Source organism: Nonomuraea sp. NPDC050404 (assembly GCF_040655495.1).
Classification (GTDB): domain Bacteria; phylum Actinomycetota; class Actinomycetes; order Streptosporangiales; family Streptosporangiaceae; genus Nonomuraea.
The window spans coordinates 219,904-230,484 of record NZ_JBFAKB010000022.1 but is presented as its reverse complement, the minus strand read 5'-3'; the positions used below and the strand labels follow the sequence as shown (position 1 = coordinate 230,484).

Sequence of the window (10,581 nt, the reverse complement as noted above, 5' to 3'; positions counted from 1 at the left end):
GGTGTCGATGTCGTACGGCGCGGAAAACTCCTGCCCGAACTCATCCGGCACCGGCGAGGTCTCCGCGTAGGCGGCCGTCGGCGTCCACCTCAGCGCGGTCACGTCGATCGGCGTGTCCGTCTTGATCCGCCAGGTCAGCGCCTGCCCCTTGGTGACCGCAACCGTCGCGGACACCGGCACCTCACCGGTGAACGCGGCCGGCACCCGCTGCTGAAACACCGGCACACCGGCCCGGGTGATCACAATGGTGAGATCGTCGGTGGTGACCGCGCTCTTGGTCAACGCCCCGCCCAGGGTCAGGGTGCCGTCCCGCGGGACCGTCACCGTGGCCGCGCGCCCGGCCAGGGTGAAGTCCTTCGAGGCGGTGTAGGCGCTCAGCGACAGGCCGTTGGCATCGAGGGTTTCCGGCACGCCGGTGTAGGTGACCACCGGATCCCAGCTCACCCGATCGGCGGAACCGTCGTGCACCGAGCCGACCCGGAAATACAGGTGATCGCCCTTGCCGACCCGGATCGCGTCCACCCCCTGCGGGGTATGCGCGTCACGGTCGCCGGCCTCGATCCGGGCCGACCACAACTCGGCGTTCTCGTGCTGCACGGCCACCCGCACCCCATCGGGGTCGGCGAACGCGGGCAGTTCGCCCGTCACTTCGGCCAGCGTGACCGCGCCGGTCACCGCGACCGTGCCGTCGAACGGCGCGGTCCACCGCCGCAGCGTGTCCACCAGCGGGAACGACTGCTCGCGCCGTGCGCGGTCGGCCGCGTAATCGGGCAGCAGGCCCTCGGCGTCGGCCTCGCTGCCGCCGATCGGCACCGGCGTGTCCGCCGCCGCGCCGAACACCGGCACCCCATCCGCGCCGATCCGGCCGAACAGCACACTCTCCCCGTTCACCAGGTCGGTGATGCCATCGGCGTTGACGTCACTGAAGTACCGGTCCGTGGTACTGATCGTGTCCACATAATCCAGCTGCACCGCGCCGCCGCCCGGGTAGGCCTCGACACCGACCGTGCGGGAACTGGAGTCCTGGTCGAAAATGCCCGGCAGATTGCGCAGCGGCGTGGTCTGGTCGGCGAAGCGCGGCTCACCGCCCGGCCGGGACAGGTTCTTACGGAAGACGTATCCGCCGCCGGACGCAAACACCTTGTCCGGCAGGCTGTCGCCGTCCACATCCACCAGCGCCAGCAGACCCTCATCGGAACCGCGGCTGAACCCGGCCTTGACCCCGACCGAGTTCGACTTGCTCGGCAACGGCCCCCAGCCGGTGTACAGGTGGCCGCCCGCGCTGGTGGAGGTGTTGCCGTTCAACGCGCCGGCCTCACCCGCACCCGGCCGGATCCCGTTGACCAGCCCATTGGACAACCCGTCGTCCGGCGACGTCCACTCCACCCGCTGGAAAGCCGTGTAGGCGCCCGAGGCATCCCGGATGTCATCGAAATAGCCCAGCTCGTGGCTGTTGAACAACTTCCCGGCGGCGTCATACTGCTGGATCTTCGACAGCAGGGTCTTGTTGAACGCGCCCTGCGCGTAGACGAAGTCGTAGCGGCGGATCAGCTCGTCATTCAGCCGCACCTCGACCCGGCGCAGCAGATCCGCCATTACCTGCTTGAACCCGCCCAGTGCGCTGATCGACACGTCAGGCCGGCGCGGCTCGCCCAGCTCACGGTCACGCAGGAACGTCACCGAGTACGGGCCGTCGGCGTCGCCGAGCCCGGTGTAGGTGATCTTCTTCGGGTACAGCGCCCTCCCCGGCACCGACCCGCCGGCCACCCCGGCGTCCTCGACACTCGTGTACTGATAGCGCATCGTGTTGCCGTTGGGGTCACGCACCTCGCGCAGCGCCCAGGAGAAGATGTTGCCCGCGTCGTCGGCCAGCACCGCCCCGTCCCCGCCATACGACCAGCGGGTGCCGGACTTGTCGGTGATCTCCCAGCTGTAGCTCTTGGGCGAGTCGCCCTTGCGCAGGATCCGCGAGAACTGACCCTCGACCCGCTGATGGAACACCTTGTCGGCGGTACGGGGCCGCGCCGCTCCCCGGTGCGCCACCGGGGTCAGATGATTCTGGGCGAACGTGTACGTCTCGGACTCGTTCGCGGCGTCGTACCGGGGCACGCCCCAGCGCGTGTCGATCGAGATCGAGGGCACCGCCAGGTCCCAGCCCACGCCCATCCAGCCGTTGCCCGCCGCCGACGAGTAGTCCACCGACAGCTGCGGCTGCATGTTCTCCCGGCCCGTGGGCAGCTCGATCGGGTACGACAGCCGGGCCTCGCCCTGGTTGTCGGCCGTCGGCGCGGCGATCTGGTTCACTTCCGCCGACGGGTCGCCGGCCTCGATGCCCTTGATCTTCGTCGGGTCGAAGGAGACCTGCTCCGGGCCCTCGGGGGCGTTCACCGTGGCGTTGACCATGTCGGTGAAGTGGTCGGTCTTGGAGATGATCAGCTGTTGCTCGGTGTCCACGGCCACCCGCACAAGGGGCCGCCAGCAAGTGCCCTGCTCGTCGAAGAAGAAGGTCCGCACGTCCTGCGGGGCCAGCCCGGCCGCCTCCAGCTTCGCCGCGTCGTACGGCAGGCTGATCGTGATCTCCTGCTCAAACTCGAACGGCGTCGGCGTGAACCGGTAACCGGCGCGTGGCGCCTCGGTCACGTTGTCCATCCCGGCGCCCAGCACCGGCAACTCCGCCTCGGTCAGCGGCGTGATCCCGATCTCGGCCGGCTCGTCCAGCGCCGCGCTGCCGATGTCCAGCCGGGCCTCGTCATGGGTGATCGTCTTGGCGCTCTTGCCGTCGGCGGTGGTCTTGAGGGGCGGCTGCACGGCCGCCTTGGGGCCGGCGGAAGGAATCAGGGGCTGCTTCTGGAGGCTCTGCGCCGGGGCCGGCGCGCCGGGGATGCATTCAGGGGCTACGGTCTCCGCAGCCGCGGGCTGGGGAGGCATCGATGCCAGGCCGGGCACTAAGACGGCTAAACCTGTGAGCACGCATAAGACGCGCGAGCGCATACTGATCACAATCACCACTCCAAGCTCGGGACAGTGCACGGGGGGAGGGGGAGGGGAGAATGCTGAGGGAAAGGAGGGAGGTTGGGCATAAAGGCGGCATAAGCGATCAGCGCCGCGCCCCATCGATAACACCCGAGCTCACTTGCTGTCCAGCCGCGAGTTTCGTCACGCTCCGTCACTCAGCGCGACGGGGAGGCCGCCATCAGCCGGATCTCCGATGAGACTTGCGTCACATCGCACAAATTGGCCACACCTGGCCACAGCCCGAAGGGGACGCTCGCTGAGCCGCGCAATGGGACCGTGACAATGCGTGCACGGCGGCGCGGCCGGGCGTGGTAGGGCTGCCGGTTCGGCCGGGGCTGCTACTCCATCCTTCCAGTCGGTGGCCGGCGACCACCCTGGGCGGCCAACCTGGCGAGGAAGCCCTCATCGGTCCACATGCCTTCGAGCCGATCACGGATCCACCTGACCATCGTGCTTTTCGGAGGGGCTCGCAGCGCGCAGCACGTGCGGTCGCCTCGGGACATGTGAACACCTCGGGAGATACCGAGCTTTCTTTGCGCGGAGATAAGCGTGCGGAACGTTGCAGCATTAGGATCCAAAGCGGCGTGACACGTGACGCTGCGCGGCTCAGAACATGAGCAGTGACAGCAACATCCTCGGATATTGTGGGGAGGACGATCAAATAACTCGCCACGGGGTGGAATATGGCCAGCTCCAAAACAAGCAGCCATGGTGCAGGAAGGTTAGTCGCCTGGGTCGCTGCGATTGCTGCAGCAGCCGCCGCAAGTGCTTCTTTTCTTACCTTTCTATATGGGGATGGAGCCGGTCGTCCGAAGCCGTCAATGCAAGCGCCGTCTCCCATGGCCTCGGCCGAGCCGATCGAACCGGCCACACCTACGGGGCAGGCCACACCTACGGGACAGGCCACACCGCCCGAACCGGACACACCTACGGAGCAGACCACACCGCCCGAAAAGCCCTCGCTTGACCGGGTCTCCATCTTCCGGAGCTGGAAGACGGGAAGGTGCCTGGACAGCAACAATAGAGGCAGGGTATACACCTCGACCTGCGAGCTTGGGAACAGGCATCAGCTGTGGCGGACGGTTGACGCCACGGGGGTCGTATGGAACGAAGCCACCCGCAGGTGTCTGGCCACAAACGAGTCGCAAGGGCTTCACACCACCGAATGCACTCCCGATAAGCCGATGTACTGGGATTTCCGGGTGCGCGAGCGCCAGGTCTGGGTCTTCGTGCATCAGATAACGCGCCAGTGCCTCGACAGCAACGACGAGGGCGACGCGTATACGCACCACGAATGCGGAAGCGACTACCAGGACTGGAAGGACGGTTACTGACCCATTTCCTGAATCTTGACCGCCGGCCGGCCCGAAGCACACCCCGGCCCTCGCCGCCCCCCTGGCGATCATCTGGATGAGCTGATCGAGCAGGCGATCGGCGTTCTCGATCTGCCGCTGCCCGACCCGCCGCCGGATGGAGCCGAGTGGATTCACACGTTGGGTGGCATTGAGAACGGCGAATTTTGATCCGTAGGTTCCGGGTTCGAGCCCCGCGCGCCGCGCCCCTACGTTGGCTTCTCGGCGGTGACGATGACGTAGTCCATGTTGGCGTACCTCTTTCGCATGAGATCGTCATCGGCCAGTTCGCGGCGTAACCAGCGGCGGTAGCCCCAGGTGGCGCGTTGCTGGAAATCCGGAGAGTCCAGCTTCTGTTCTGCCCATCTGCACCACGGTTCGTACACGTGAGTGCGGATAGAGGTCAGCTGGGTGTTGATGAATCCGGCGGCTCGGAGGCGGGTGAGGTACTCGTCGCCGTCGTACCAGTTGCCCGGGGGGATCGTGGTGGAGAAGAGGTCTTTGCGGGCGTAGTCGGTCAGCGGCACGATGTCTGCCGTCGCGATCACCCCGCCGGGGCGGAGAATGTGGTGCGCCTGGCGGAAGAATTCGTCTCTGGGCAGGAAATGCAGGGCCGATTCCAGGGCGACCACCCGGTCGAAGCTGCCGGACTCGAACGACATCGCGGTCGCTGAGCCCTCCTTGAAGATCAGCCGATCCTCCAGACCGTGTTCGCGGGCCTTGGTCTGAGCGATCTTCACATGGGTTGGTGTCACGTTCAGTCCGACGATCATTTCTGGGTTGTGTCGCTCCAGCCACATGAAATCCTGGTCGCCATAACCGAATCCGGCATCGAGGATGCGATCGCCTTCCTGGAAGCCGGCGGCGTCCGCCAATTTTTCCGCCAGCGCCTGGCAGGCGTCGTCGATCGTGTCGGATTCACTGCGCCAATAGCCGAAATTGAGGTAAGTGCTGTGCTCGTTCAGCGCGGTCCAGGTGCTCGGCGGGAAGATCTCATACGCGCGTTTGGCGCGGACCTCGGGTGGCGATAAAGCGAGTCTGATGCTCCGGCCGAGGGAGAGTATGTCCTGCCAGGGTGAGGGTGGTTGCTGCGTGCTGGGCATGGGGATCTCCTGGGTACGTATTTTCGATCATCGCCATCAATAAGAAAGGGCGGTGACATATTTGGCCGTGCTGCCCATAGAGCGCCGATCAATCTAGGCGCAAGACTAGAGTGGCGGACTTTCAGACACACTATGGATTTCCATAGACATCGGCGCGACGGAACGCCACGGGGCACGAGCCCCTGGTGGGCCGGTGGCCCTGTTACCTTGGCGCGTCGGCGCTCGTCGTAGGTGCGGCGACCGGGTACGAACGGTCGTCTCCACCAACGAGTGAATCGAGAACACGATGCTGACTGCCATCATGTACGTGACGATCTACGTCACCGACCAGGACCGCGCGCTGAAGTTCTACACCGAGGGCCTCGGCCTGGAGAAGCGGGCCGACTTCTCGGGGCCCGACGGGCGCTTCCTCACTGTCGGCGTTCCGGACAGCCCGGTGCAGATCCTCCTGTGGTCGCAGGCGGAGGCCGCGGGGCAGCCGGGCGGTGAGGGCGTGCCCGGTCCGCTGATCCTCGAATCCGACGACCTGCGTAAGGATTTCGAGATCTTCCGGCGGCGCGACGTCACCTTCGAGGAGCCGGAACCCGTGGACTATCCGTTCGGAGTGCGCATCGAGGCGGTGGACCCGGACGGCAACCGGGTCTCGCTTCGCCAGCAGCGCGAGCGGTGACCGTCCGGCGCCGGCAGGGTCCTTGCGCCGTGCCGGTCAGGACGATGGTTCGGCGTCCTCCGGAGGCGTTGACTGGGGAGCCTCCTGCACGGTCCGGATGGCCTCATCCACTGACTCCTCCACCAGGAACGCGGTGCGCAGACCGGTGATCGTCAAGATCCTCTCCAGCAGGGGAGGGAGGTTCGACAGGACGAGGTTGCTGTGTTGTTCCCGGCTCTGCCGGAGCAGCAGGACGAGGACGCCTACGCCGATGGAGTCGCAGAACGTCACGCCGCCGAGGTCCAGAACCAGGCCGGCGGAGTCGGTCGCCTGCCAGGCGTCCTTCACCTGCTGCCGTAGCAGGTGGGCAGAGCTGTAGTCGAGCTCGCCAGTGGCGCTGGCGACGATGAAGGTCTCGTGCAAGCCGATGGAGACGTTGAAGCGCTCGGAAGAATCGGCGTCCTCGTCCATGAACACATCATGCGTCGCCCTCCAGTAAGGTCGCAGTCACTTCGCTGGGATGACTTCGTTTTGGCCGTCGGGCGGGCGCGCTGCGGGCTCGTGGTGCGGGCTCGTGGTGCGGGCTCGTGGTGCGGGCTGCGGCTGCGCTGACGGTTGTTCTGAGTCTCCGGTGCAAAACGCTGATGGTTTCCGGGAAAGAACGCTGATGAAGGTCACCACCACCACGCTCGAAATGTTGAGTGCCCCCACGGGAGCCGCGCGCGACTTCCCCGGCGACGTGCGTCTGGACCGTGCCCCCGCCATCTCCCCCGAGTACGCCCGGTTCCTCTACGGCTTGGTCGGAGGGCCGTGGCACTGGACCGATCGGTTGGGCTGGTCGCGCCGTCAGTGGGCCGAGGAGCTGGCGGTCCGGGGCACGGAGTTCTGGATCCTGTACGGCGACGGCCTGCCCCTGGGATATGTGCACCTCCACCCCACCCGCGAGGAGGACGGCACCCACGTCGAGATCCGCTACTTCGGCCTGACCGAGCAGGCCATCGGCCGTGGGCTGGGCGGGCGGCTGCTCGAACACGGCATCCGCGCGGCGTGGTCGCTTCCCGAGCGGTTCGACCTCGCCGACGTCACCCGCGTGTGGGTGCACACCTGCACCCTCGACGGCCCGGCCGCCCTGGCCAACTACCAGGGCCGCGGCCTGCGGATCTGCGAGGTCAAGGAGAGCGACGAACCGGTGTCCGACCGGCCGCTGGGCTCCTGGGCCTCCACCGGCGGACCGGCCGAAGCGGCGTAACCGGGCATCCGGGGCCGCCTTTCCGAGGATGTGCGCCGGTCAGGTGGAGGGCCGGCGCGGGGATCGCCGGGGTTTGCCGACGGGTCGCGCACGTCCGGAAAAATCATGAGAACCCGCGCGCGGCCCCGTCCCGGCGTGCAGCATGGCCACAGTGGGCCGTATCGCACCAAGGAGAACATGATGGCCAAGTACCTGTTGCTCAAGCACTATCGGGGCGCGCCGGCGTCGGTCAACGACGTGCCGATGGAGCAGTGGACGCCGGAGGAGATCTCGGCGCACGTGCAGTACATGCGGGACTTCGCCGATCGGCTTGAGGCCACCGGCGAGTACGTGGACGGCCAGGCGCTGGCCCCCGAGGGCACGTTCGTCCGCTACGACGGCGAGGGCCGCCCGCCGGTCACGGACGGGCCGTTCGCGGAGACCAAGGATCTGATCGCCGGCTGGATGGTGATCGACGTCGAGACGTACGAGCGGGCGCTCGAACTGGCCGGCGAGTTGTCCGCGGCTCCGGGCGCGGGCGGCAAGCCGATCCACGAGTGGCTTGAGGTGCGCCCATTCATGGCCGAGTTGCCCACGGCGACCGAGTGAATGAGTCGTTGCTGCGGGAGTTGGTGCCCGCGGTGATCGGTGTCCTCGTCCGCCGCGGCGCCGACTTCGCGGCGGCCGAGGATGCCGTGCAGGACGCCCTGGTCGAGGCCGTACGGGTATGGCCGCAGGACCCGCCGCGGGACGCCAAGGGCTGGCTGGTCACCGTGGCCTGGCGCAAGTTCCTCGACGCCGCCCGCGCCGACACCTCCCGGCGCAACCGCGAGGTGCGCGTCGAGGCCGAGCCCGCGCCCGGCCAGGGCGAGGCGGTGGACGACACGCTCCGGCTGTATTTCCTGTGCGCGCACCCGTCACTGACCCCGGCCTCGGCCGTCGCGCTCACGCTGCGCGCGGTCGGCGGCCTGACCACGCGCCAGATCGCGCAGGCATATCTCGTGCCGGAGGCGACCATGGCCCAGCGGATCAGCAGGGCCAAGCGCACCATCTCGGGCGTCCGGTTCAACCAGCCCGGCGACGTCGGAACCGTACTGCGCGTGCTCTACCTGGTCTTCAACGAGGGCTACTCCGGCGACGTCGATCTCGCGGGCGAGGCGATCCGGCTCACTCGCCAGCTGGCGGCCATGATCAAGCACGAGGAGGTGGCGGGCCTGCTCGCGCTCATGCTGCTGCACCACGCCCGCCGGCCGGCTCGGACCGGCCGGGACGGCAGGCTCGTACCTCTGGCCGAGCAGGACCGCGATCTGTGGGACAACCGCCTGATCGCCGAAGGCGTGGACGTGCTCCAGGCGGCACTCGCCCGCGAGCGCCCGGGTGAGTTCCAGGCGCAGGCCGCCATCGCCGCGCTGCACGCCGACGCCCCGACGGCCGCGGAGACCGACTGGGTGCAGATCGTCGAATGGTATGACGAACTGGTACGCCTCACCGGCAGCCCGGTGGCCCGCCTCAACCGGGCCGTCGCGGTCGGCGAGGCCGACGGCCCGCGCGCCGGCCTGGCCGCCCTGGCGGAACTCGACCCCGCCCTCCCCCGCCACACCGCCGTCGCGGCGTACCTGCACGAGCGCGACGGCGACCCCGTGACCGCGGCCCGGCTGTACACCGAAGCCGCCCGATCGGCGTCCAGCCTCCCCGAACGCGACCACCTCACCCGCCAGGCGGCCCGGCTCAACGCCCAACTGCGCGGCTGAGGCTGAGACGGCGGCGGCGCACTCGGATGCCCAGGCGGGTGGCCAGGCGGATGCCCAGGCGGGTGGCCAGGCGGATGCCCAGGCGGGTGGCCAGGCGGATGCCCAGGCGGGTGGCCAGGCGGGTGGCCAGGCCGTCGAGCAGCAAGCCCAGGCCGCGCCGGACCCGCTACGTTCCCATACCGACGCGCCAGCGTGGCGCGCCTCCGCTTCGCGCCGGTGAGCGCATCTGCTTGGAGTAGGCGGAAATCGCCGAGGCGACGCGGGCACCGAACGCGCGATGCTTGCTTGGGACATCGCCGCCCGGCTGGACCACCGAACAGGAAGGGAAAATGAAATGGCTACAAATCCCTCAGCCGAGACAATGAGCGCCATCATGGCAGGGATGATCGACGGGTGGAACCGCGGCGACGCCGCCGCCTTCGTCGCCGACTTCGCGGACGACGCCGAGTTCGTCGCCTTCAACGGAGCCGTTCTGAAGGGGAAGGACGAGATCATCCCCTTCCACCAGGCGCTGTTCGACACCGACCTGAAAGGCTCGCGCCTGGTGGACGGCCAGGTCGTCTTCGCCAGGATCGTCGGGCCCAACTGGGGTGTCGTGCACCAGCGGGTCGGTGTGGTGATGCCGGGAGAGGACACGCCGCTGGCGAGCCGCGATTCCATGCAGTTGCTTGCCGTCCGGTGGCGGGGCGAACGCTGGCAGGTCGTGGCGTTGCAGAATGCACGAGTGTTCTCGCTGGAACGCCAGCTGGCGCTCGATGCCCTTGAGCAAGCAGATCAGAAATAGAGGGGAACCCGTATGTCCGTTCACCCACTTCTGCCCGTGCTGGACGACCTGGCGAACGTGATCGGGGCGACGACCCCGGCGCAGGAGAACGCACCGACGCCCTGTGGCGGTCTCGACGTGGTCTCGCTACGCCGGCACCTGTTCGGCGGGATCGAGTACTTCACCATCGTCCTGGCCGATCCCGCCGGCGACCGGCGCCCGGATCCGCGGGCGTACACCGGGCCCGACGACGCGGAGAGCCTGGTCGCGGCGGTCGGCGAGCTGCGGGCGACCGTCCTGGCCGCGCTGGCCGACGGCATCGAGGCGGTTCCCGTGAAGGTGCCCGCGCTGGGCGGCACGTTCACGGGCGACCGGGTTCTGAGCATGTTGCTGGCCGAGACCGTCGTGCACGGCTGGGACCTCGCCCGCGCCACCGGTCAGCCCTGGCGGCCCGACGCCGCGGCTGCGGAGCGGGCGCACGCCCTGCTTTCGGAGGCGATCCGGCCGGAGTTCCGGGGCGGCGAGGGCATGCCGTTCGCTCCCGAGGTTCCGGTGGACGCCGACGCCGGACCGCTGGACCGGCTGCTGGGCTTCGCCGGGCGCTCCCCGAGGTGGACGCCGAACGGCTGATCCCGCATGGTCACCGTGACGGCGATCTTCTGGATGAGGATGAGCTCCCACAGGCCCCGCCGCGCACGAGGGCGAGCAGGACGCGCCCTG

General features: G+C 68.2%; 12 protein-coding genes. 8 read left to right on the top strand and 4 right to left on the bottom strand.

From position 1 onward, the window contains the following. On the bottom strand, positions 1 to 2,808 hold a 2,808-nt coding region (locus AB0I81_RS45400; RefSeq protein WP_360671477.1), incomplete at its 3' end, for a SpvB/TcaC N-terminal domain-containing protein. An 890-nt stretch (positions 2,809 to 3,698) separates the two neighbouring features. Between AB0I81_RS45400 and AB0I81_RS45395 the strand changes: the two genes are divergently transcribed. Then, positions 3,699 to 4,349: a ricin-type beta-trefoil lectin domain protein gene (locus AB0I81_RS45395; protein WP_360671474.1), complete on the top strand. Its 651-nt coding sequence runs from the start codon at positions 3,699 to 3,701 to the stop codon at positions 4,347 to 4,349. A 15-nt stretch (positions 4,350 to 4,364) separates the two neighbouring features. Beyond that, entirely contained in the window at positions 4,365 to 4,538 is a 174-nt protein-coding gene (locus tag AB0I81_RS45390; protein ID WP_360671472.1) for a hypothetical protein, read from the top strand. A gap of 38 nt (positions 4,539 to 4,576) precedes the next feature. Here AB0I81_RS45390 and AB0I81_RS45385 read toward each other — a convergent pair whose 3' ends face one another. Continuing rightward, a complete protein-coding gene (locus AB0I81_RS45385) occupies positions 4,577 to 5,470 on the bottom strand; it encodes a methyltransferase domain-containing protein (protein ID WP_360671469.1) in 894 nt (297 codons plus the stop codon). Between the two features lie 286 nt (positions 5,471 to 5,756). Here AB0I81_RS45385 and AB0I81_RS45380 point away from each other — a divergent pair, with 286 nt between their 5' ends. Next, positions 5,757 to 6,140, top strand: a complete 384-nt coding sequence (locus tag AB0I81_RS45380) for a VOC family protein (protein ID WP_360671466.1) — start codon at positions 5,757 to 5,759, stop codon at positions 6,138 to 6,140. 36 nt (positions 6,141 to 6,176) lie between these two features. On the opposite strand, the gene AB0I81_RS45375 is transcribed toward AB0I81_RS45380, so the two are convergent. Then, positions 6,177 to 6,590, bottom strand: a complete 414-nt coding sequence (locus tag AB0I81_RS45375; protein WP_360671463.1) for an STAS domain-containing protein — start codon at positions 6,588 to 6,590, stop codon at positions 6,177 to 6,179. 196 nt (positions 6,591 to 6,786) lie between these two features. On the opposite strand from AB0I81_RS45375, the gene AB0I81_RS45370 reads away from it, so the two are divergent. The 3 genes from AB0I81_RS45370 to AB0I81_RS45360 all read left to right on the top strand — a co-directional run bounded on the left by AB0I81_RS45370 (position 6,787) and on the right by AB0I81_RS45360 (position 9,098). Next, entirely contained in the window at positions 6,787 to 7,368 is a 582-nt protein-coding gene (locus AB0I81_RS45370) for a GNAT family N-acetyltransferase (RefSeq protein ID WP_360671460.1), read from the top strand. Between the two features lie 180 nt (positions 7,369 to 7,548). Further along, the gene (locus AB0I81_RS45365; RefSeq protein ID WP_360671488.1) at positions 7,549 to 7,956 is read left to right on the top strand and encodes a YciI family protein; all 408 of its coding nucleotides are present in this window, start codon (positions 7,549 to 7,551) and stop codon (positions 7,954 to 7,956) included. Beyond that, positions 7,953 to 9,098: a DUF6596 domain-containing protein gene (locus AB0I81_RS45360; RefSeq protein ID WP_360671457.1), complete on the top strand. Its 1,146-nt coding sequence runs from the start codon at positions 7,953 to 7,955 to the stop codon at positions 9,096 to 9,098. The genes AB0I81_RS45365 and AB0I81_RS45360 overlap by 4 nt, the downstream gene beginning before the upstream one ends. Here the strand turns inward: AB0I81_RS45360 and AB0I81_RS45355 are convergent. Beyond that, complete coding sequence (locus AB0I81_RS45355) at positions 9,076 to 9,243, bottom strand: hypothetical protein (RefSeq protein WP_360671455.1); 168 nt, start codon at positions 9,241 to 9,243, stop codon at positions 9,076 to 9,078. The genes AB0I81_RS45360 and AB0I81_RS45355 overlap by 23 nt on opposite strands. 228 nt (positions 9,244 to 9,471) lie before the next feature. On the opposite strand from AB0I81_RS45355, the gene AB0I81_RS45350 reads away from it, so the two are divergent. Further along, positions 9,472 to 9,882 (top strand): SgcJ/EcaC family oxidoreductase, encoded by a 411-nt coding sequence (locus tag AB0I81_RS45350; protein WP_360671453.1) that lies wholly within the window; start codon positions 9,472 to 9,474, stop codon positions 9,880 to 9,882. Between the two features lie 12 nt (positions 9,883 to 9,894). Beyond that, positions 9,895 to 10,491 carry a TIGR03086 family metal-binding protein gene (locus AB0I81_RS45345; protein ID WP_360671450.1) on the top strand — a complete coding sequence of 199 codons (597 nt, stop codon included), beginning with the start codon at positions 9,895 to 9,897 and terminating at the stop codon, positions 10,489 to 10,491. Positions 10,492 to 10,581: the final 90 nt, after the last annotated feature.

Excerpts from the sequence above, each read along its gene's own strand:
- AB0I81_RS45350 (WP_360671453.1), top strand. The coding sequence starts at position 9,472 with ATGGCAGGGATGATCGACGGGTGGAACCGCGGCGACGCCGCCGCCTTC.
- AB0I81_RS45365 (WP_360671488.1), top strand. The coding sequence starts at position 7,549 with ATGGCCAAGTACCTGTTGCTCAAGCACTATCGGGGCGCGCCGGCGTCG.
- AB0I81_RS45375 (WP_360671463.1), bottom strand. The coding sequence starts at position 6,590 with ATGGACGAGGACGCCGATTCTTCCGAGCGCTTCAACGTCTCCATCGGC.
- AB0I81_RS45380 (WP_360671466.1), top strand. The coding sequence starts at position 5,757 with ATGCTGACTGCCATCATGTACGTGACGATCTACGTCACCGACCAGGAC.
- AB0I81_RS45345 (WP_360671450.1), top strand. The coding sequence starts at position 9,895 with ATGTCCGTTCACCCACTTCTGCCCGTGCTGGACGACCTGGCGAACGTG.
- AB0I81_RS45385 (WP_360671469.1), bottom strand. The coding sequence starts at position 5,470 with ATGCCCAGCACGCAGCAACCACCCTCACCCTGGCAGGACATACTCTCC.
- AB0I81_RS45395 (WP_360671474.1), top strand. The coding sequence starts at position 3,699 with ATGGCCAGCTCCAAAACAAGCAGCCATGGTGCAGGAAGGTTAGTCGCC.
- AB0I81_RS45370 (WP_360671460.1), top strand. The coding sequence starts at position 6,787 with ATGAAGGTCACCACCACCACGCTCGAAATGTTGAGTGCCCCCACGGGA.